This is a genomic window from Shewanella sp. ZOR0012 (assembly GCF_000798835.1).
In the GTDB taxonomy this organism is placed as follows: domain Bacteria; phylum Pseudomonadota; class Gammaproteobacteria; order Enterobacterales; family Shewanellaceae; genus Shewanella; species Shewanella xiamenensis.
In genome coordinates, this window is record NZ_JTLE01000094.1 from 3638236 (window position 1) to 3659346 (window position 21111).

Genomic DNA, 21111 nt, shown 5'->3' on the forward strand with positions numbered 1-21111 from the left:
ATGCACGAATTGAATTGGTTTATGTGGGGACTAGATCTCTTATCTGGGCTGTTTTTAATCATTATCGGATTTGGCGCTCTAGCCATTGTCTACATGTACTTTGCTGACAAATTGCAAACCAAACAGGCAGTACGCCATAACTATCCTGTGATTGGTCGTTTTAGATATTTATTTGAGAAACAAGGTGAATTTTTCAGACAATACTTTTTTGCCCAGGACAGGGAAGAACTCCCCTTTAACCGCGCAGAACGAAGCTGGGTATATAGAGCGGCTAAAAATGTAGATAGAACGATAGCATTTGGCTCGACCCGGCCCTTGGACACGACTGGCACGATTATGTTTATGAATACCGCCTTTCCGACCCAAGATGAGGACATTACACCCATTCATCCGCTGACTATTGGCGCCGATTGCCGCGAACCTTACACCACAAATACCATTTGCCACATCTCTGCCATGAGCTTTGGCGCTCTGTCCCGCCCCGCTATCACCGCCTTATCCCATGGTGCGGCGCAGGCAGGTTGTTGGTTAAATACAGGTGAAGGCGGTTTAAGCCCTTATCATTTAAAGGGCGGCTGTGATTTAGTCTTTCAAATCGGCACCGCCAAATATGGCGTTCGTAACGAGCACGGCCATTTAGACGATAACAAACTCAAAACAATTGCAGCGCACCCTCAAGTCAAAATGTTTGAAATCAAAATGAGTCAAGGTGCAAAACCCGGTAAAGGTGGCATCCTACCTGGCGTAAAAGTGACAGAGGAAATCGCCCATATTCGCGGTATTCCACAGGGACAAGATTCCATCAGTCCCAACGGTCATATCGAGTTTAAAAATGTTGGCGATATTCTGGATATGATTGCCAGAGTGCGCGAAGTAACGGGTAAACCCACAGGAATAAAAGCCGTACTCGGCGACGTAACATGGCTTGAAGATTTTTGCGATGAAATTGAACGTCGTGGAGAAGCATCTGCTCCAGACTTTTTCACCTTAGATAGCGCCGATGGTGGAACAGGTGCCGCGCCGCAACCTTTAATGGATTGTGTTGGCCTACCGCTAAAAGAAAGTCTACCTATTTTGGTTAATGTATTGATTCAACGTGGATTGCGTAAACGTATCAAAGTGATCGCCTCTGGTAAACTCATCGTCCCTTCACGGGTCGCTTGGGCGCTCGCCTTAGGCGCTGACTTTATCGCCTCAGCCCGTGGGAATATGTTCGCCTTAGGCTGTATTCAAGCATTGCAATGCAACAAGGATACTTGTCCCACTGGAATTACCACACACAATAAAAAACTTCAGCAAGGACTTGATCCAAAAGACAAATCTAACCGAGTTGCCAATTATAACCATAATCTACACCACGACTTGGCGCTAATAGCCCATGCATGTGGGGTAACAGAACCAAGGCAGCTCAAACCTTCCCATGTACGGATTGTACTTGAAAGTGGCTTGTCGGTTTCACTGGATAAATATTATTCCCATATCAATCAATAATTAATAAATTTCCAGTGCATAACAAACGGCTTTCATCTAAAGTTAATTCAGCAATAACTAATTTGAATGTGTATCACAAAAGGAGTAAAATCCGTGATACACGCATTGAATTAAACCATTTCATATTTATTGTTAAGGAAACACTGTGAAATCTAGCTTTGTAAGCCAAATGTCTGACAGCAAAACTGCCAGCACAAGCTGTAAGAGCTGTAATCGCTTAACAGAGATCGAAGGCGAGCTGTTGTGTTTTCGTGAAGGTCAAGTCATTCGTCTGAAACGAATTGACGACTCGACCAATAAATTCAATCTGCTGTGTGAAGGTTGGAAGGCTGGAAAACCCAAGGGGATATAATTTTATATATCCTATTATTCTGCTTAACAAACACCATGAATATCAGCGTTATATTCATTCGTTCCACGAATAATCCCAGCCAGTCCCATATCTAGATTCAGTTTGGCCAGCGTTAACCGTCTTGTTGTCACTTTCAGACCTGCATTGAGCTCAGCATGAATTCGTTGTAGCGAATCATAATCTACACCGCGCTTTTGAAGCGTTGCCATAATCGCAAACCAGTCTGTGCTGACTTTCTCTTCTCTGCCTTCAATATTGACTCTTAATGCCATATTTTCCATGCCAAGCACCTCTTATGATTATTTGCTTGGATTCGAGTATAGAGAGCCTTAGCTGAATAAAAACTGAATTGTCGCAACGCTATTAGACTTACAGCAAACGCTTTTGATAATTACACCAAGAGCTGTTGTTGTTCATTTTGTATCCGCCACAACTTAGCGTAAAGGCCGTCCTGGGCTAATAATGCTGTATGATGTCCCTGCTCAACAATTTCGCCTTTGCTTAAAACAACAATCTGATCAGCATCAACAATAGTCGATAATCGATGTGCAACCACTAAGCTGGTGTGTCCTTTGGCCACCTCGCGAAGGGCCGTTAAAATAGCCTGCTCGGAGCGACTATCGAGGGATGAAGTCGCCTCATCAAATACTAACACTGGCGATCCTTTTAAGATCGCGCGAGCAATCGCAACTCGTTGTTTCTCGCCACCCGAGAGCTTTAATCCCCGCTCACCCACTTTGGTATCCCAACCCTGTGAAAGTGAAGCAATAAAATCTTCTAAATGAGCGAGTTTAATAGCATCGCGCACTTCGTCATCACTCGCATCAGGGCGACCATAACGAATGTTCTCAACTAAAGAATCATTAAATAACACTGTATCTTGTGGCACTATCGCAATCGCTCTGCGAAGCGCATCTTGTGTTAACTGGCGAATGTCGTGTCCATCAATCAAAATACGTCCTTGCTCTACATCGTAAAAGCGGAACAATAGTTTGATTAATGTGGATTTTCCCGCACCGCTATCCCCAACCACAGCGACCTTTTTACCCGCTGCAACCTTAAAACTAACATTACGCAGTATGGGTCTGTCATCATAGTTAAAACTGACCTGCTCAAAACTGAGCTCGCCACGGGAAGGGTGAAAATCTAATGCATCGGGTTTATCTATAATACTAGGGTGTTTATCCAGCAAACTGAACATCCGCTCGATATTGGCTAAAGCGCCACGGATTTCACGGTAGACAAATCCCAAGAAGTTTAGCGGCATAAAGAGCTGCATCATAAAAGCATTGATCAACACAAAGTCACCTATGGTCATTTCATTGTTGGTCACTTTATAAGCCGCTAACACCATCATCGCCGTCATCGCTAAGGCAATAATCAGCGCCTGCCCGCCGTTGAGGGCAAAAAGCGATAAACGATTCTTACGCTTAGCGACTTCCCATTGTTCTAGGGCCTGATCGTATCTATCCGATTCATATTTCTCGTTATTAAAATACTTCACGGTTTCATAATTCAGCAGGCTGTCGATAGCGCGGGTATTCGAGAGGGAGTCGGCCTTGGCGGCATCGCGCACATATTCGGTACGCCACTCGGTAGCAATGACCGAAAACCAAATGTAGGCCATCACGGAGGTAAAAGTGATCGCAGCAAAGGCAAGTCCATAATTAAAAAAGAAAATGCCAATGACCATGGCAATTTCTAACAGCGTCGGCACTATGTTAAACACCATAAAACGCATCAAAAAGCTCACGCCACTGGTGCCACGTTCAATGTCTCGCGATAAACCGCCCGTGCGTCGCTCTAAGTGAAAATCCAAATCGAGGCGATGTAGGTGATCAAACACCGCAAGGCCTAAACGCCGAATAGCCCGCTCTGTTACTCGACCAAATAAGGTATCGCGAATTTCCCCCGTAATGGCAGTTAACAGTCGTACTGCGCCATAGGCCAATACTAAGCCGATAGGCACACTCAAGGCCTGCGCTGTTTTATTAACATCTAAAGTATCGACTATATCTTTGAGAATAAACGGCAAACCGACACTAGCAAGCTTAGCAACAATAAGGCAAGACATAGCCAATGCCACCCGCCCCTTATATTCAAGCAAATAGGGCCAGAGCAATTTAATCACATGCCAATTGAGCTTATCGATGGGACCTTCAAAGTACAGTGTTGGACGCATATATCTAAACCTTTGCCTAAGTCGGTCAATTGTAACAGCATGGCGAATAATAAAGTGAATCAAAGGATAAAGTTTTAATAAAATCAATCAGATTTTTCTGACAGACAAACCACTTATCACTTGGCACAATTACCACTTATACCAGCTGCCGGTACTGAAGTAATGAGACGTCTTTAATTAGATATCCGCATAGAAGTGCCTCGATATAAAAATGTCACACTAACGACTTACCCTAGGAGAAATCACTAAGGGCTTATTAACGATAAGAAATGCCATAGTTGCAAGGTTTTATCCGAATAATGAACGCTAAAATAGGCTGCGATAACATGGATTGGAGTGTTGATTATTTTGTCGGTTTTACCCAAAATGCCCCATGGACTTAAGTTCACTAGCAGCAGGATTTGCAAACCTCTGGCCGCAGCAGCGAGCGAAGCAATATGCTCTGTACTCGTTTTGCGATAACACTAAGATAACTCAAATAAATCAAGATCGAAGGATGCTTTATGTTGGATTCAGCCAAAGTTCAATACCCGCCGTTACCACTGATCCAAACTTGGGTGTGGATGATGATCGAGTCAGGGAATCCAGAAATTCAGGACAAAGGCCGAAATAACCTGATTGCCGCTTTTGGTAGCTTAGCCAAAGCGAACGAATATTTAGCCGAAATGAGCAAAAAATAATAAAAATAAAGGCGCTGGGATAGCGCCTTTGTTTTTGATCTTTAAGCGTATTAATCGCGCTGACGACGCTCAATTACACTCTGATTTAACACCGCTAACAAACGTTCCGTATCTTCCCAGCCAATACAAGCATCGGTGACACTCTGACCATAACATAAGGCTTGACCTTCGATCAGATCTTGGCGTCCCTCGACTAAGTGACTTTCAACCATCACACCGAAAATTGCCTTATTACCCGCCGCTATTTGCTCAGCAACCTCGTTCGCAACCTGCATTTGACGTTGATATTGTTTACTGCTGTTGGCGTGGCTAAAGTCGATCATGATATTGTCGACTAGCTTAGCCTTTTTCAACTGCTCGCTGATTTGCGCCACATGGCCTGCGCTATAATTTGGCTCACGGCCGCCACGCAAAATGATATGACAATCAGGATTACCTTTGGTCGACACAATCGCCGAATGGCCAAATTTAGTGACCGATAAAAAGTGGTGCGGCGCATTCGCGGCGCCAATGGCATCAATCGCCACCTTAATCGTGCCGTCGGTACCATTTTTAAAGCCTACTGGACAAGATAACCCCGAGGCCAACTCGCGATGTACTTGTGATTCCGTAGTGCGAGCACCAATAGCGCCCCAACACATCATATCCGCCACATACTGCGGGGTAATCATATCGAGAAACTCACCCGCGGTCGGCATGCCAGAGTCATTCAAATCGACTAAAAGTTTACGCGCAGTACGCAAACCATCGTTCAGTTTGAAGCTGTTATCCATATAAGGATCGTTGATGAGCCCCTTCCAACCCACTGTGGTACGCGGTTTTTCAAAATACACACGCATCACCACTTCGAGCTGATCTTGATAACGTTCTCTTAGCGCAACCAGTCGCTGGCCATATTCCAATGCGGCTTTAGGATCATGAATAGAGCAAGGGCCAATAACGACTAACAAACGATCATCTCGGCGGGCAAGAATGTTATGGATGCTTTGGCGGGCGTTAAACACAGTTGCAGCAGCGTTTTCGGAAGCAGGAAATCGTTCAAGAATCGCAATCGGTGGAAGTAACTCTTTGACTTCATTAATGCGAACGTCATCATTTTGGTAATACATAATTTACTGCTCCAACTCTCGTGTTTAGGCTATTTTTATCGCTGCAATAGGGATCTCGACTGCAATACTGAATTCAATTTATCCAGTATGCGCCGCTAATGCAACCAAGTTGTCTCCATTTCAACAAATCAGCTATAAGGTCTTGTTTTAACATATTTTTAAAAAATACAAATTCAAATATTTCAATGTGATATGCAAACTAAAGCCAAGCAAGTGTTGGGGTTGGAAGCAAGCGGTGATGAAAGCGGAAAATTAAAAACCTCCTTTATCAGGTATTAAGCACAAACAAAGGAGGTCGAGTTAAGAATTTAGTGTTGCTGCATGGCCTGTAACTTGGCCTGATAACGATGCTTATCTGTGGCTTCGCGGCTAAGTGCCACCGCCTTTTCCATATTCTGTTTAGCGCGTTTTTCATCACCCAGCGCCCAATAGGTGCGTGACAGACCAAAGAAAAACTCATGGCGATAATCGGCCTTATCGACCGCCCTTTGATACCAAGCGAGCGCCTCACGGTATTGATGCTCATCGTAGGCCTGCTCGCCCATATCATAGTAGTAATAAGGGTTACGAATGCGCGCTAATTCAAGCACTTTATGGATCTGTGCCCACTCATCTAAACGCCCCTGTTCACCTAAGATCACCGCTAAGTTATAGAGGGTCGTCATATCGCTAGCATCAAACTTAAGGGCGTAGCGATAAACTTGCTCTGCACGTTGCTCATCGCCCTTGTGGCGATAAATCACGGCTAAGGTGTTGAGTGCAGGGATAAAGTGTCCAGATTTTAAACCCGCTTTAACCAAAGCGTAGGCTCGGTCTAAATCGCCTTCGACTAAAGACTCGGCGGCCATATTGTTGTAAAACATAGCAGTTAAGGTCTGGCGATTGATTTGCACTTTGTTGTAGCCTCGCAGGGCTCGCTCGGGCATAAAGTCGACCAAAATGGCATGGGTCGACATATAAACCGCATGCACGCTTGAAGCGGGTAGCAAGCGCAGATTGACATGGCCGTTAATCAGATAAAACTCGCCCTGTTTATCCCAAACGGGTTCAATCGCAATATCCTGAAACTCAGTGCCAATCTTAAAAATATCCGCTAGCGCCGATGTCATGACCACCAACGACATACAATTCCCCGCACGCTGGGCGAAGGTTTCGCTGGCTGTTTGAGTCAGATTATCTTGATAGTGAAAGTCGCTGTGGCCACCATCTTGGTTAGCATTGATATAACTGGCTAACCATTCGTGCACCGCAAGGGGATTTTTCGTCGAGAAGCTATAGCGATCGTAGGCACGCCGGACATCGGCTATCACAGAGGGCGGAAGACTAAAAATATCCTCGACGCGAGGAATATTATTAACTGGTGTAAACAACGAATCGGCAAACAAAGCATCTATCTCATTATCACTAGGTTTAGGGGATGTCGAGCTGCAACCCCATAATAGTAAAAGTAATAATGAGCAAAGAATGCTGTTAGAGATGGTGCGCAGTTGTATCATGATACGTCCCCCAGACCATAAGGCTCCTATTTGAGCTTATTACACTTGGCCAAAAAAACGTCATTAAATGGTTACAAAAAATAACGACCTGTCGCATAGGATTGCGGCAGTTTGAGAGTTAACGCTGCGCCGGAGGGTCAACCTTGATATACACATCCTGCTGCTGATAACGATAGGGGCGGTAGTTATCCTGACCGCAAGTAAAATAGCGGTAAGGCTTTATCTGCGCGATACAACCGAGGGGCAAGGCTTGCAGAATTTGAATTTGCTCCTGTCTTCTCAAAGACTCCTGCCATTCATAATCTTTCAGCACTTGGTCGCGAACAGCAAAAGCATCGAAAGGCTTATCCGAGCGAGTCACCACAACTTGCCCCGCAAAAGTGGGCAAGGCTAAGAGAACACTCAGCATACTCCCGAGCAAACAGGTACGTCTAAGTGGTGCGGTGAGATCCGAGATTAAGCGCATCGTTAGCTCCTTGTTGCGGTGCAAGTAGAATCGAAGACCCATAAAAAAAGCAGAGCCTTGGCTCTGCTTTACTATCCTCTTATCCCTTAGAGGCATCAAGTGTATCAGCGCGAGTTAGCCGGCACTTTTTACAGTTACAAACTCTGGGTAAGCATCGATACCACAGTCAGATGCATCCATACCGTTATATTCTTCTTCCTCAGAAACACGGATACCCATGGTCATCTTCAGCACAAACCACACCGCAAACGACGCGCTAAATACCCATGCGAAGATAATCGCTGCACCCGTTAATTGCGCCGTGATAGTGGCGTCGGCATTTGATAACGGCACACACATTAAACCGAGGAAACCCGCTACGCCGTGTACAGAGATTGCACCGACTGGGTCATCAATCTTAATTCTGTCCAAACCCACGATAGAGAACACCACTAAGCCACCAGCAACTAGGCCAATCACACCCGCCATCAGCAGTGAAGGCGACAGCGGATCGGCGGTAATTGCCACTAAGCCCGCCAGAATACCGTTGAGGATCATGGTCAAATCTGCTTTACCCCAAATCATTTTGCACACAACGAGGGCAGAAATAGCACCAAAAGCGGCCGCGGTGTTGGTGTTCACAAAGACTTTAGCGACAGAGCTAGCGTTAGCCGCATCTGAGACCATTAATTGTGAGCCACCGTTGAAACCAAACCAGCCCATCCATAGAATAAACATCCCTAAGGTCGCCATTGGCAGGTTAGAGCCTGGGATTGGGTTGACTTGGCCGTTAGGGCCATATTTGCCCTTACGAGCACCGAGCAGTAACACCCCAGCGATAGCCGCCGCAGCACCTGTCATGTGCACAATCCCGCTACCCGCAAAGTCCACAAAGCCCAAGCTAGAGATAAAGCCTTTACCCCAAGTCCAGTAGCCTTCAACGGGGTAGATAATGCCTGTCATCACCACGGAGAAGAACAGGAAAGCCCATAACTTCATCCGTTCAGCGACGGCGCCAGAGACAATCGACATCGCCGTTGCTACAAACACTACTTGGAAGAAGAAGTCAGATTCCAAGGCATGGTTAGCATCGCTAGCTTGTGAGCCAATTAGCGTACCGAGTGAAGGCAACCAGCCACCTTCAGCATTGTCGACATACATAATGTTGTAGCCAACCAATAGGTACATCACACAGGCAATCGCATATAACACCACGTTTTTAGTTAAAATTTCGGTGGTATTTTTAGAGCGTACTAGGCCGGCTTCGAGCATGGCAAAACCCGCTGCCATCCACATAACTAAGGCGCCAGAAATCAAAAAATAAAAGGTGTCGAGTGCAAAGCGCAGTTCAGAGACTGTCACGCCTAATTTTGTTAGTTCTTCCATCTTCCGCCCCCTATAGCGCTTCAGTGTCGAGTTCACCCGTACGAATACGGATGGCATGTTCTAAGTCGATAACGAAAATCTTGCCGTCACCAATTTTTCCCGTATGAGCCGCGGTGGTAATCGCCTCAATCAGCATGTCGAGATTTTCTGCTTTAGTGGCAATTTCTAGTTTTACTTTTGGTAAAAAATCCACCTGATACTCAGCGCCACGGTACAACTCTGTGTGCCCCTTTTGACGGCCAAAACCTTTAACCTCGGTCACCGTCATCCCCTCAATACCAATTCCGGCGATAGCTTCACGGACATCATCCAATTTAAATGGCTTGATGATAGCGCTGACTAGTTTCATCCTGACCTCCAAAAACGCGATTGTTATTAACTTGTATCCAAGATAATTCAATCATTAGGCCAGAATTTTAATTTATTGATTTAAAAGAAATAATAAAGAATACACTTGAGTTAACCGATTAAAAATGCACCAGACTTGTGCAAGCGTTGAGGCTGCGCACTCTTTTAGTGAGCAATTTAAGTGCACGGCATATTCGACTTTTGCCCTATTGGTGAGGCTGCTCAATTAGGGTTTACTAACAGTGTAAAAAACACACAATTCACAAAATAAGCAGAGCAATCGCTAAACGATGCCTTTATTCCACCCGCGCAGAAGGAATACCCGATGTTAAAACCCGAAGAATGTGTACTCGTTATCGTCGATGTGCAGGGAAAGCTCGCTCAGATCATGGACAACTCAGCCAAGCTTCATCAGCAGTTGAGTACACTCATCCAAGGCGCGCAGCTGTTTGAAATTCCTATCCTTTGGCTCGAACAATTACCCGCCAAACTAGGCTCGACCACTGAAGAGTTAAAAACCTTACTCGAAAAAACGGGCTCGCCCATTGCCAAGCAACACTTTAGTGGTTGGTATTGTGATGAATTTGCTAATGCGTTAACCCAAACTCGGCGGAAACAGGTGTTGCTCGCGGGGATAGAAACCCATGTTTGCGTATACCAGACTTGCCGTGATCTGCTCGATCAGCACTACTCAGTGCATGTCGTCGCCGATGCCGTTTCTTCCCGCAGCGTTGACAATAAACAACTGGGCATTCAAATGATGACCGCCAAGGGAGCCACGCTGACCAATGTGGAGTCACTGTTATTTGAACTGCAACACGATGCCCAAGGCGATCGATTTAAAGCGCTGATTAAGTTGATTAAATAAGGCGAAAAGAGAGCTTGTTCAAGCTCTCTTTAGCGGGTCAAAACGCGGCGACACAAACAGCAAATTTGGCACTATTGGCATAACTGCGAAAGCTATAACCGCTGGAGGCGACCGAGATAATGCCGACCTCGAATTCGGTCTCATACACTGTGCGAGACCAAGAAGGGATTGTCGAGCTCCACTGCGCACGTTGATAGGCTGCACGACTCTCGCCATCCCCATAGAGGGTATTTAACTCCTGCTCCGTTGGCCTGCGCCAATTGTCTTTACCAGCAAACTCGATTGAGGCCAATTTTTGGCACCAGCGGTCAAACTGACCGTTAACACCAACCTTGGCCTCATTGCCCTTGGCCGCTTCGGTGCCGGGTAAGATAACGCCCTTACCGTCCTGACGAAACTGCGCATATTCTCCTCGGCTTGGGCCAAACACAAATTCCTCCTGTACATTAAATGTCATCGCATAGGAATCGCCACTGTTGTCGGCATCATCTTGTTTTAAGTAACCCAAGGCGTTCATCACCGCGATAGAAGGCGAACTGCTAAACCATTTAGTTTGGCGATCACTTTTATCGTAAAGTGCTTTTATTTTTAAGCAGTTAGTTGATGCCAGAGTGCGGTCGTTATTATCGAGACCGCCATCAAAGCTAGTATCGATTGGCGTACCTTCGACATGGCCGCACAGGGGAATTTGCTCTTTTTGGCGACATTCAGTTAGTAAAAACAACAGCACTATGGCAGTGCCGAAAACGGCGATTTTGGCGGGATTAATCATCACAACAAACCTAAATCCGGTGTTGATAAAAGACAGCTACAGGCAACCTCGATGGCATTCGCATCAGGGAATTGCCTTAAGCGAATGACCAATTAAGCTATAACGCCTTAATCACAGGCTCCTGCACTAGCAATTGATCGTTTTTGTAAACATAAAGTCTACCCACTGGACTCTCTTCGGCGCTGAGCACTATCACATCGCAAACATAGCGATAGGGACCACTTTTAAACTGGAAGGAATGATTACCGCCAGTACCCTCGCGCACCAATTGACCCTTTTTGAGGACTAAATCAGGTTTCTCGCTCAGGGATTTACCCTTTGCCCAAGCGGCATAACGATATTGGTTATTATCGATGGCATCGACACGTATGGTAAATCGCGCGGTTTCCCACGCGAGTACTGGGCTAGCAAATTCGCGCACACTCTCGTGTAGCATCAATTTTTGCTGCGCGATTAGCTCGTCTCTTAATTTGGCTTCCTCTGGGCTTTGATAATTAATGCCCGAGATTTTGCCATCAAAGTCCAACCAGACACTGCCGTGATCGAGCATAATGCCGCGCCAGCCCATAGTCTCCCAGTTGTTCTCTGTGGTCGAATTGGCGATTTGACTCAACAACTTGCTATCAAAGACTTGCTGGAATCTCGTCAGCATTTGCTGTGGATTTTGTATATCGGGGAGCGGATATTCACGCTTGAGAGGATAAGCAATCTGCTTGGCAATCGCCTGACGATCACCCGCCTTGGCCGCATCAATCAAAGCTTGCACCTGCGGCACATATTCCGCTTCTAGTGCGGCCAAAGCCTGTGGCGCAAGGCTTAGACTCCCCAGCAGCAAGCCTGCAAAAAGCCCTAAGCGCGAAAGTCGATGAATAGCTGAATATGTTCGAGAAGACAGAGCATGAGGCATGGCTTATTCCTTTAAAGTCAAAAACATCCAAATTAAGACTTCGCAAGGATAGCATAGCTAAGGTGGGATAAACATAAACAATCCCATCCAAGCCTATGTGTTAAAAGCCGAATCACAGCCTCGCTCGCAGCTCCTTAAGCTAACAGCTCCTTAAGCCAACAGCAAACTAGACGCTATCGCCACCGCGACCGACATAAAGATCACCCCAATCACCCCATCGATGATAGGCGTCAGTCGTTGCAGCTTTTGCTGCACCTTGGCCTTAGAGAGCATCAGCGCCAGAAAGCCAAACCAGAGCAGTGACAAGACAAATAACAACAGCGCTGCGGCGAATTTAGTCACGGACGTCACGCTGGGGGTGATCAGGGCAGAGAATAAGGTTAAGAAAAACACTAAAGCTTTAGGATTCAATAAATTGGTATAAAGCCCTCTCATAAACCCCTGTTTAGCTGACAAAGCGTTGACCGCACCCGCCGTGGGCATATCAAGGCTGTGTTCTGAGGTTGTTGCAAACCCAGAGGGATCTGCGCCCTTGCCGTGTAATACGGTTTTGGGTTTACTGAAAAAAGCCACCGCAGCCTTAAGCGCGCCAAATCCCATCCACGCCAAGTATGAAGCACCCAGCAATTGCACTAACAGATACAAGGTATGGGAGCTTTTAATCACTAAACTAACGCCGGTTAAACTCAAAATGGTATGGGCTAAAATCGCCGCCGATATCCCGGCTGCCGTGGCGATTGCGGTGTTTCGCGGCTGTGAGGTGGCAATCTTCACCATAATGGCAAAATCCGGCCCGGGGCTCACTAAGGCAACACAATGAATAACGGCTAAAGTGACTAACAGGGATACATCCATCAATACGGCTCCGCAAAACAAGAAAAACAGAAAGTCCAGTATGACTAAATCGCCAGAGCTTGCATTGTAATAAATTGCACGCCGCTAATTTACCGAGGCAAATTAAAGCATGCGTCGCTGGAATTGGACGGGAGAGAGTAAAAAAGCCTGCTTAAACGCCTTATTTAGATGACTCTGGTCGAAAAAGCCTAACTGCTGGGCCACATCTGCCACTAAGGTGCCATCGGTTAAGGACTTTTTCGCTAACTCTAATCGCACCCGCTTAACGTAGGCATGGGGCGTCATACCCGTTGCCTGTTTAAACTGCCTTAAAAATTGAAACTTACTCAGGTTGACCTCATTGGCTAGACCTTCAAGCTGAGTGTTTTGCCAAGGTTCATCGTGGATTTTCTGTTTGATTCGATTTAACTGCTGCCATGATAGCCTACTATCCTGCTCAAGTTTAAGCACTCCTGCCGGATGGCGCGTTAATAACAGCTGCATAAAGTTCAGCAGGTGCGACTCGGCCGCAAGCTCAGAGCATTGGCCTTGGATAAGCAAATCATGCAACTGGATAAAGTACTGATATAACGCGGAGTCATCCACCATAGGTGCATTAAAAAAATGGGCCTTCAGCCCTAACTCTAGGCTGATACCATTCATATATTCCACGGGGATCGACATCACCTTAACCCGATAACCTTCGGCGTCACGGCTTTGTCCATCATGGGTTTCATCGGGATTGAGGGTCGATAGCCCATGTTGTCCTAGCTGATAATGACAGCCCTTATTGATAAATTGCTGTGCCCCTTGAGTCACCACACCTAAGTGATAATCCAGATGCACGTGTTTATCAAAACTGAAATGGGTAAATTCCGCCTGACTCAGTTCAATGCCCGAGAGACTGGGATGGCGCCAGTAATTGATATTTTCAACGGGAGTCACACGGCTCATAGGGCAAGCTTAATCTCACAGGGCAAACATAACTTTAGATACTACTCATTCTAGCCGCCGAGCTCTTGGTCGGAATAGTAAATTATTGCAGCGCCCTCCCCAAAAAATGCCAAATGGCGGATGAGTGCGAATGACTGCCGTGGCCGTCTTACGCCTCAATGGCATGGTCTTCGCTATTTATAGAAGCCACTGCGACCGTGTTCGATAACGCTTTAAACCACAAAGCAAAGTAATTGTGTTAGTTCAATAAAGTAGTTGTTTTAGGCCAATGTTAGTTATATCAGCGGGCAATGCCAGTGAGATCACATGGTATAAGGGTTCACGATCGTGCTTGATGTTTAACGCCCGAAAGTCACCCTTGCGCTAAGTGACAGAGCACTTTCAACGGAGAAATAATGCAAATACTCGCCATTGGGAGCCTATTGTTCAAAGGTGGTGTTATCCCTTTAAATAACTCTGAGTCGCGTCATCTGCCAACGTTGCCCCTTATTAGCATTGTTCACTTGGTATTGGGCTGTTAAGTGGCTTGCCTTAAAGGTTGCACATTGGGCATTCACCTCGTTGGTAGAAGAAGCGGTAACGGGAGTGGCTAATGCCATGATTAAACTTCAGGAGATAACGGCAGCGATCCGTTTAATATTCATCACCAATTTTAGTATTGAGTGTTTGAGGGTATTCCCTTAAGAGGCACCGACAGCCTCAATGCCTAACATGACTAAATATCTTGATTTAAAAATATTTTATTTGAGCTAAATATCGAAATGATGATGTTAAACAGAATAGAAACGCTAAGTTTATCCTAGGTGCGGAACAAACTTAGCGTATCGGTTGGCGCTAGCAATGGTCACTCAAGAATGGTCACTCAAGTTAGAAACGATAACTGACACTCACCCGCACCATACGCGGCTCAACGGGATGATAATGCAAGTCTTCCACACCTTCAGCTGGCTCACCCGCTAGACGAGACTCGTAGAAATAATCGATATCGTGGTCTTTGCTATCAAATATATTCAATAGCTCCAGCTTAGTATCGAAGCCCGATAACTGATAACCAAGGGCAAGGTTCACTAAAGTCGTGTCATCGGCTTTATGCTCATCAAAACTATCGAGGATCCGCTCACCTAAATATCTCAGCCTGACACTGGTATACCAACCATCGCCATCGGGACGATAGGTAATGCCCGCACTGCCAACAAAGGGCACGGCACCATCGACATATTTGCCTTCATCGAGTTCATTTTCGGTAAAACGGGCACGGGTCCAGGCCAGTTCCATATCTAAGCTCACATCATCGTTAAGCCAATAATAGGCCGTGATTTCAGCGCCGTAACGCTCAGAGGCGCGGCTTGGTTCGGTATTGCCCGCATCGCCAACGAAGAGTAGTTCAGAGTCGAGTTCCAAATACCAAAGCGCGGCGGAGAAGTTAATAAAGTCGCGATCATAGTATTTGACGCCAAACTCGCCACCATTGGAGCGCACTAACAAATCGACCTTTTCAACCGGATCGCCCGTGACTGGGTCGACCTTAATGGTTGCGCCGCGGGCATCGTTAGAATGCAATCCTTGCCCCGCATTCATATAGAGTTCCAGATTATCGTTCACTAGGTAGGAAGCGCCCGCCTTTAAGCTCAACATACCATCGGAAGCATCACCGCTGTTGAGGGGATTATCACTATCGACCTGCACATCGAAATAGTCGTATCTCAAGCCTAAATTCAAACGCCATTGGTCCGCAGGCAACCACTCCAGCTTGCCAAACAATCCCGTAGAGAGTTCCTGCACTTCATCGAGTCTCACAGTGCTGAGGCGTTCCCGTGCTTTGGTGTTATATAAACCCACGGCACCAATATCGTCGTAACGTACATCGGCACCTAGACTGTAATTGATTTGTGTCCCCGCCAGACTCATTTGCCAGTCGCGTTTAATATCGCCGCCCCAAATGGTGCGCTCATCGACCTGCTCAAATTCATCGCCATTGATGGGATCGTTTAAGAAGTAGGTAAAGTTTGAAAACAGATCCATGGTCGAGCGTATCGCATAGGCATTGGCCTGCCAGTTGCCAGCGTCATAATTCGCCGAAATGCTGTAACGACTGGCCTCACCGCCCACATCGGTGTCGAGTGAACCGTAAAAATCAATCAGCCCAGACTCCACCGCCCGCGCCGGAATTTGATCCGCCGAATTCCAGCTATTGTCGTAGGCCATCATAGTGAGGCTAAAGTCCCCGCCATTAAGCTTGGTAAGATAGCGACCAACCACATTGACCTTGCTGACATCTTCCTTAATATCACTCCAAGGACCATCGTAAGCCTGTAATTCTGTTCCTAAAATAAATCGGCCGGCCTCGGTTTTCATATCCTGAGTCGCCACCAGCCGTTGATAACCGTATTCCCCTAAGGTCACCCCAACTTGGCGATAAGCGAGTTCATCGGCGAGCAGAATTTGCGCAGCACCCGCGCCGGAAAAGTCCGCCACTTCAGGATAATAAGCTCCTTTGGCATAACGTATTTCCCCTAACAGCTCGGGGATTAAAAAGTTAAGATCCGTATACCCTTGCCCATGCCCGTGAGTCCGCATATTGACCGGCATACCTTCGACGCGAGTATTAAAATCTGTGCCATGGTCTAAGTTAAAACCGCGTAGAAAATACTGATTCGCCTTACCCGAACCACTGTGCTGAGTGACGATCATCCCGGGGACAAACTCAAGGACCTCCCCCGTGCGCAGCAGCGGGCGACTCTCGATCTCCGCCGCACCCACTATCCCTTCAGACGCCGAAGTACTATGGCCTAAGGTATTAATTTGCCTGCCACGCACTTCTAAACGCTCGATTTTATCCAGATCATCAGCAAGAGCTGTGGCCGATAAGCCGCTAAGTGGCAATAAACATAGGCCAGTTAAATAGACTTTAGCTGGCCGTGTTTTTAAAACGTGTTGTTTTAGTTTCATTGAGTGTTTCCCGAGTCAACGAGTTGATGACGCGGATTTAACACTGTCTTCACAGCACAAAAGCGGATCTAGCTCAAACTCCAGTGAGAGAAAAATCGCCAACGACATTTATCTGTCAAATTTATGTGCTGAGTCGCACATTTTTATCAACAAAAGGACAATTTGTCCGCCACCAGATCACATTTTGTTGCCGATATTGAGGTTTTTCACCGTTCGAAGAACAAGGGAGAATAAAGCTAAGCCAGTGAATTAGGATGGCTATACTCTATATAACCAGAGCTCACTATGCGTACGACAGAGTGCCTTGATTGCGCAAAACTCTGCGCATCAGTCAGAAAATTTTTTATTTCCAAAAAATTATCTATAGCATTGATTTAGATTGTTAAATTTAGATTTTTCGACACTAGGGCGTGTTATATATTCCATATTAAAGGGAGTGAGTATGCCGTTTAGGAACCTTGCGGGTATATCCAATATATTAATTGGAATCGTCTTTTGCTTAAGCGCCCAAGCGAGTGAAACCACACCTTCGCCAACAGCGGCGACTGTAACGGATAAGCCCATATTTACTATGGCGTTTTATGAGGATCCTGAACATAGCTTTTACTTTAAATGGGCCGAACTCATTTACAGCCATGCCTTAGACCAACTGGGTTATCAATTTAGTTATGAACTCGTACCCGCAATTCGAGCCAGCAAAATGCTGGAGTCAAGTAAAGTCGATGGCGAACCCGGTAGAGTGTTCAACTATGGCGATAAAGTACAACATGTGATTAGGGTTGAAGAACCCATTATCGAAACACATTTAATCGCCTTTAGTAATAATCCGAATATCAAGCTTGCTGATTGGCAATCACTAACCACAGCAGACTATAAGGTTGAATATTATCGAGGCATATTGCGGGTTGAACAAATCCTTACAGCGCTTATACCAGAAGCGCGGCTTAGTGAATCATCTTCACCCATTAACTCATTTCGAAAATTACTTCACGGCCGGATAGATATCTACATCGATTCAGAAATAAGTTCACAACTCCTTCAGCAAACTCCTGAGTTTAAAGACGGCCTAATAAAACCGATAGCGACATTAGAGGCAATCACAAGCTATGGGTATTTAAACGAGCGCCATAGCCAACTGGCTATAAACCTTGCTGCACAACTCAAAAAAATGAAGCAGCAGGGTTTATTTGAACTGTACAAGCAACAAGCGCAAGCAAGTATTAGCAGTAAGCTAAACAAATAATCCCTCACCACGAATCACGCCACGATTTAAGCCTCTAGCTTGCAGTTAACTTTCGCCACCTCAACAGATCACGGATACATTCATAACTGGGGAATAATGCGGTAATCAACAGGACATGACTTAACCATTTATCTAACTGTTCCACTGTAAAAAGACCATTTAAGTCAGATCCTTGAACCTGTAACAATGGCGAGTTAAACGCCAGAAAAACAAGCAATAACGCATAGGCTAGATTCATCCCCATATTCGTTAGCAATAATGTTGCCGTCCACACCTGACGGCGCAGTTGCCAAAGACTATTGAAAATAGACAGCAAGATAATGGGGCTAAACCATTGCAGCAATTGCTGTACATTAACACTGAAGATAACTGAACGTGCCGCTAGTTGCTCGGCACTCATCCAGACACTATTCCAAATTACCAAGAGTAAAAAAAGATAAGTCGCTAGATCGAAAAACACATCACTAAAGCGGATTTGCTGCCAAGAAGGCACCACTTTGGGCAGTTGTTGCGGTTGCCAGTCTTTGCTACAGCCAGCGGAAATTGATTTTCCCTGAATTGAAAAACTCCAAAATGACAACACAATTACGGTAAATGCAAAGCAAGCATCACCGATAAAGCCGTGGACAATATGCAGCAGAAATCCTAATAAACTCCCTTCACTCGCACCAAGCCATTGGGTCGCCCCACCAATCACCTGCAATACAAATAAGACGCCCAGCACCATATACAAGGTGTACTTAAACAAAGAGATATCTTCATTAGCCACTATGGGGCTTGGTGGCACAAATTGCCAGGCGACCTGTGCCGGATGTCCCATTTGCTTTAACACTGCGGCGATTTGTGATTCCGACAGCTCACCTTGTTCAGCAAGGGCATCCAATTGATCACAGATATTGGCTTTGAGTTCACGACTAATTTCCTGACGTTTATCTTCGGGCAATTCCCGTTGCACAGCGGCAATATAACGGTCAACTAATTCCATATCAGTTTTCCTCTGTATTCTCATCGGTAACCTGCCCTAGCAAAAATGCCAAGGCACCATTAAGTTGCTGCCATTCCTCGGTTAGTTGGCTAAGTAGCTCAGCCCCCGATGATGACAATTGATAGTAACGGCGTTCTCGTCCTTCCGCCTGTCGCCACTCACTGTCTAACAATCCCTGCTCGGCTAAACGGCGCACTAAGGGATACAGCGTTCCCTCGTCGATATCGATACCGCCGTCCTGCAACTGTTTGCGAAGCGAATAACCATAATGGGGTTGTTTTAACAATCCCAATACCGCCAACACTAATACGCCACGGCGTAACTCGAGTCGCATTTTGACTAGCTGTGAACTTGTCATACTCAATTCCTATTGATTAACACTGTGCTGTACATACTATGTGGCACACAGCAAATACTATGTGACACACAGTAACATGGCAAGTTTTTAGCACAAAATTTAGTCAAGACGGTTTGGTGACTTGTTTTTCAAATCACATAAACCACAAGGTACTGAGGCCATCGCCGCGCACAAAGCAAAGAGCATCAATCGCGATGCCACCCAGATACAAATTGCCAAAAGGCTGTAACTTGAGTAACTTAGCTGGCAGCCTTTTATGCAAGTAAATCCAATTAGGCGCAGAATCAACTCATAAGGAAACTATCAATGCTCATGGAGAGAGGCGTACTAGTACGCTGGAACGATCAAAAGGGATTTGGTTTTATTCAGCCAGATAAAAGTGGTGATCGCGATGTGTTTATCCATATCTCAGTACTTAAGAAGATGGCGCGAAAACCGAAAGTCGGCGATAGCATTTTATACCAAACAGAAGTCCAGAATGACGGCAAAATTAAAGCTGTAATCGCTTCAATAGAGGGCGTTGCGGTACTGGCAGCAACCCCCACATCAACAGCCGCAAGCCGAACGCCGCAGGTCAATCGAGGCAACAAAAGCGCCAATACCAAGAAAACCCAGTCATCACTCAACCGTTTGATTTCAATATTATTGTTCGTTGCCCTAGCGGGATTTGGCTATAAGGCATTTCAACAAAGGCAAGAGACTATTATTGAGGAAAAACCAGCCGCTTATTCCGAAGTACAATCTCCAAGAACAGTCGAACCTCAATTTCACTGTGAAGCAGGTAAAACGCATTGCAGCCATATGCGCTCCTGTGCTGAAGCGACCTTTTACATTCAAAATTGTCCCAACACGCAAATGGATGGTGATGGCGATGGTATTCCCTGTGAAAGCCAATGGTGCAGCTCATCCATGTTGTAACGAGGTAAAACAAAAATGATAAATAAGCTTTCACATTGGATCGATAAGCTCAGCGGAACACAAATAGCAGGACTAATAGTATTCGGCATTATCATACTGACGGTGGGTCTATTTTTCGTAGGCTCATTTATCAGCAGCAGTGCCGTAAAATGGGGATTAATTCCGTGATACTCTGCCTGTAAAACCCCAAATTCGATAGGATTGTCCATGCCGACTGCCGTTACCCACCCCCTTGAAACACCTGAGCAACTGGATGCCATACTAAAGCAATATCCAGCGGTATTACTGCTATTTGGTGCACCAAGTTGTGGCGTGTGTCAGGTACTAAAACCGCAAATCGCCGCTATGCTAGCCAAGGATTGTCCCCAAATGCAGCTAGTCTATATCGACTGTGAAACTCACCTAGAGCTTGCCGCGAGATACAATGTCTTTAGTCTGCCCGTGGTAGAAACAATATTTTATGGCAAAAGCTTTGCGCGCTTTTCGAAGGTGTTTTCCCTCGGCGATCTCAAAGGAGCGATTGCCCGCCCCTATAAATTACTGAATGCAGAATAACTGTCACCAAATAATAAAGAATCATACTTAAAAGGCAGCTAACACATCGGTGTACAGCCTTTTCTAAAACATTTATGCCCCCAAAACATCAAAACATGGACACCCAACCTTAATAGCGAGGTAGCTAACCTCCGACTATGCTTTGTTTAAGCATTGAACAAGGAGGTTTGTATGCCGCGCCCTCGCCGAACCCAGATAAGCCTTGAAGACACTCCCTATTACCATTGCTGTAGCCGCGTTGTTCGGCGGGCTTTTTTATGTGGCGATGATAGTTACTCG

General features: G+C 45.9%; 22 protein-coding genes and 1 pseudogene. 8 read left to right on the forward strand and 15 right to left on the reverse strand.

Annotated elements, in window-relative coordinates; translation table 11 throughout:
* Together L976_RS17585 and L976_RS17590 are read left to right on the forward strand one after the other, a co-directional pair.
* Window positions 1–1491 (forward strand): FMN-binding glutamate synthase family protein, encoded by a 1491-nt coding sequence (locus L976_RS17585; RefSeq protein WP_047538818.1) that lies wholly within the window; start codon window positions 1–3, stop codon window positions 1489–1491.
* Between the two features lie 145 nt (window positions 1492–1636).
* Window positions 1637–1843, forward strand: coding sequence for a hypothetical protein (locus L976_RS17590; RefSeq protein WP_037414301.1), 207 nt, complete (start codon window positions 1637–1639; stop codon window positions 1841–1843).
* Between the two features lie 23 nt (window positions 1844–1866).
* Here L976_RS17590 and L976_RS17595 read toward each other — a convergent pair whose 3' ends face one another.
* Both L976_RS17595 and L976_RS17600 read right to left on the reverse strand, forming a co-directional pair.
* Window positions 1867–2124, reverse strand: a complete 258-nt coding sequence (locus L976_RS17595; protein ID WP_037414299.1) for a hypothetical protein — start codon at window positions 2122–2124, stop codon at window positions 1867–1869.
* Between the two features lie 110 nt (window positions 2125–2234).
* The gene (locus L976_RS17600) at window positions 2235–4025 is read right to left on the reverse strand and encodes an ABCB family ABC transporter ATP-binding protein/permease (protein WP_047538821.1); all 1791 of its coding nucleotides are present in this window, start codon (window positions 4023–4025) and stop codon (window positions 2235–2237) included.
* Window positions 4026–4528: 503 nt separating this feature from the next.
* On the opposite strand from L976_RS17600, the gene L976_RS23370 reads away from it, so the two are divergent.
* Entirely contained in the window at window positions 4529–4705 is a 177-nt protein-coding gene (locus L976_RS23370; protein WP_011624090.1) for a hypothetical protein, read from the forward strand.
* A gap of 50 nt (window positions 4706–4755) precedes the next feature.
* On the opposite strand, the gene aroG is transcribed toward L976_RS23370, so the two are convergent.
* The 5 genes from aroG to L976_RS17625 form a co-directional block, all read right to left on the reverse strand.
* On the reverse strand, window positions 4756–5814 hold the full coding sequence (gene aroG / locus L976_RS17605; protein WP_047538823.1) for a 3-deoxy-7-phosphoheptulonate synthase AroG: 1059 nt from the start codon (window positions 5812–5814) through the stop codon (window positions 4756–4758).
* A gap of 308 nt (window positions 5815–6122) precedes the next feature.
* Window positions 6123–7310 (reverse strand): tetratricopeptide repeat protein, encoded by a 1188-nt coding sequence (locus L976_RS17610; RefSeq protein WP_047538825.1) that lies wholly within the window; start codon window positions 7308–7310, stop codon window positions 6123–6125.
* Window positions 7311–7428: 118 nt separating this feature from the next.
* Window positions 7429–7776, reverse strand: a complete 348-nt coding sequence (locus L976_RS17615) for a hypothetical protein (RefSeq protein ID WP_047538829.1) — start codon at window positions 7774–7776, stop codon at window positions 7429–7431.
* A gap of 114 nt (window positions 7777–7890) precedes the next feature.
* Window positions 7891–9141 (reverse strand): ammonium transporter, encoded by a 1251-nt coding sequence (locus L976_RS17620; protein WP_037414289.1) that lies wholly within the window; start codon window positions 9139–9141, stop codon window positions 7891–7893.
* A 10-nt stretch (window positions 9142–9151) separates the two neighbouring features.
* Window positions 9152–9490 (reverse strand): P-II family nitrogen regulator, encoded by a 339-nt coding sequence (locus L976_RS17625; RefSeq protein WP_011071066.1) that lies wholly within the window; start codon window positions 9488–9490, stop codon window positions 9152–9154.
* A gap of 324 nt (window positions 9491–9814) precedes the next feature.
* Between L976_RS17625 and L976_RS17630 the strand changes: the two genes are divergently transcribed.
* Window positions 9815–10357, forward strand: coding sequence for a hydrolase (locus tag L976_RS17630; protein ID WP_047538833.1), 543 nt, complete (start codon window positions 9815–9817; stop codon window positions 10355–10357).
* A gap of 37 nt (window positions 10358–10394) precedes the next feature.
* On the opposite strand, the gene L976_RS17635 is transcribed toward L976_RS17630, so the two are convergent.
* The 6 genes from L976_RS17635 to L976_RS17660 all read right to left on the reverse strand — a co-directional run bounded on the left by L976_RS17635 (window position 10395) and on the right by L976_RS17660 (window position 16773).
* Window positions 10395–11129: a DUF1566 domain-containing protein gene (locus L976_RS17635; protein WP_047538837.1), complete on the reverse strand. Its 735-nt coding sequence runs from the start codon at window positions 11127–11129 to the stop codon at window positions 10395–10397.
* 97 nt (window positions 11130–11226) lie between these two features.
* On the reverse strand, window positions 11227–12036 hold the full coding sequence (locus tag L976_RS17640) for a hypothetical protein (protein WP_047538840.1): 810 nt from the start codon (window positions 12034–12036) through the stop codon (window positions 11227–11229).
* A 150-nt stretch (window positions 12037–12186) separates the two neighbouring features.
* The gene (locus L976_RS17645) at window positions 12187–12891 is read right to left on the reverse strand and encodes a LysE family translocator (RefSeq protein WP_047538843.1); all 705 of its coding nucleotides are present in this window, start codon (window positions 12889–12891) and stop codon (window positions 12187–12189) included.
* A 102-nt stretch (window positions 12892–12993) separates the two neighbouring features.
* Window positions 12994–13824, reverse strand: a complete 831-nt coding sequence (locus tag L976_RS17650) for a helix-turn-helix transcriptional regulator (RefSeq protein ID WP_047538846.1) — start codon at window positions 13822–13824, stop codon at window positions 12994–12996.
* 446 nt (window positions 13825–14270) lie between these two features.
* Window positions 14271–14423, reverse strand: coding sequence for a hypothetical protein (locus L976_RS23375; RefSeq protein WP_156143201.1), 153 nt, complete (start codon window positions 14421–14423; stop codon window positions 14271–14273).
* A 268-nt stretch (window positions 14424–14691) separates the two neighbouring features.
* Window positions 14692–16773: a TonB-dependent receptor gene (locus L976_RS17660; RefSeq protein WP_052184019.1), complete on the reverse strand. Its 2082-nt coding sequence runs from the start codon at window positions 16771–16773 to the stop codon at window positions 14692–14694.
* A gap of 442 nt (window positions 16774–17215) precedes the next feature.
* On the opposite strand from L976_RS17660, the gene L976_RS17665 reads away from it, so the two are divergent.
* Complete coding sequence (locus L976_RS17665) at window positions 17216–18016, forward strand: hypothetical protein (RefSeq protein WP_047538853.1); 801 nt, start codon at window positions 17216–17218, stop codon at window positions 18014–18016.
* A 34-nt stretch (window positions 18017–18050) separates the two neighbouring features.
* Here the strand turns inward: L976_RS17665 and L976_RS17670 are convergent, their stop codons facing one another.
* Both L976_RS17670 and L976_RS17675 read right to left on the reverse strand, forming a co-directional pair.
* A complete protein-coding gene (locus L976_RS17670) occupies window positions 18051–19001 on the reverse strand; it encodes an HAAS signaling domain-containing protein (RefSeq protein WP_047538856.1) in 951 nt (316 codons plus the stop codon).
* A 1-nt stretch (window position 19002) separates the two neighbouring features.
* Window positions 19003–19359 (reverse strand): PadR family transcriptional regulator, encoded by a 357-nt coding sequence (locus L976_RS17675; RefSeq protein WP_039978743.1) that lies wholly within the window; start codon window positions 19357–19359, stop codon window positions 19003–19005.
* Window positions 19360–19665: 306 nt separating this feature from the next.
* On the opposite strand from L976_RS17675, the gene L976_RS17680 reads away from it, so the two are divergent.
* From L976_RS17680 to L976_RS22930, 3 genes and pseudogenes are all read left to right on the forward strand, one after another.
* Window positions 19666–20277 (forward strand): excalibur calcium-binding domain-containing protein, encoded by a 612-nt coding sequence (locus L976_RS17680; RefSeq protein ID WP_047538865.1) that lies wholly within the window; start codon window positions 19666–19668, stop codon window positions 20275–20277.
* Window positions 20278–20484: 207 nt separating this feature from the next.
* Window positions 20485–20832, forward strand: coding sequence for a thioredoxin family protein (locus L976_RS17685; protein ID WP_047538868.1), 348 nt, complete (start codon window positions 20485–20487; stop codon window positions 20830–20832).
* Window positions 20833–21003: 171 nt separating this feature from the next.
* A pseudogene (locus L976_RS22930) lies at window positions 21004–21111 on the forward strand (transposase); the annotation flags it as partial.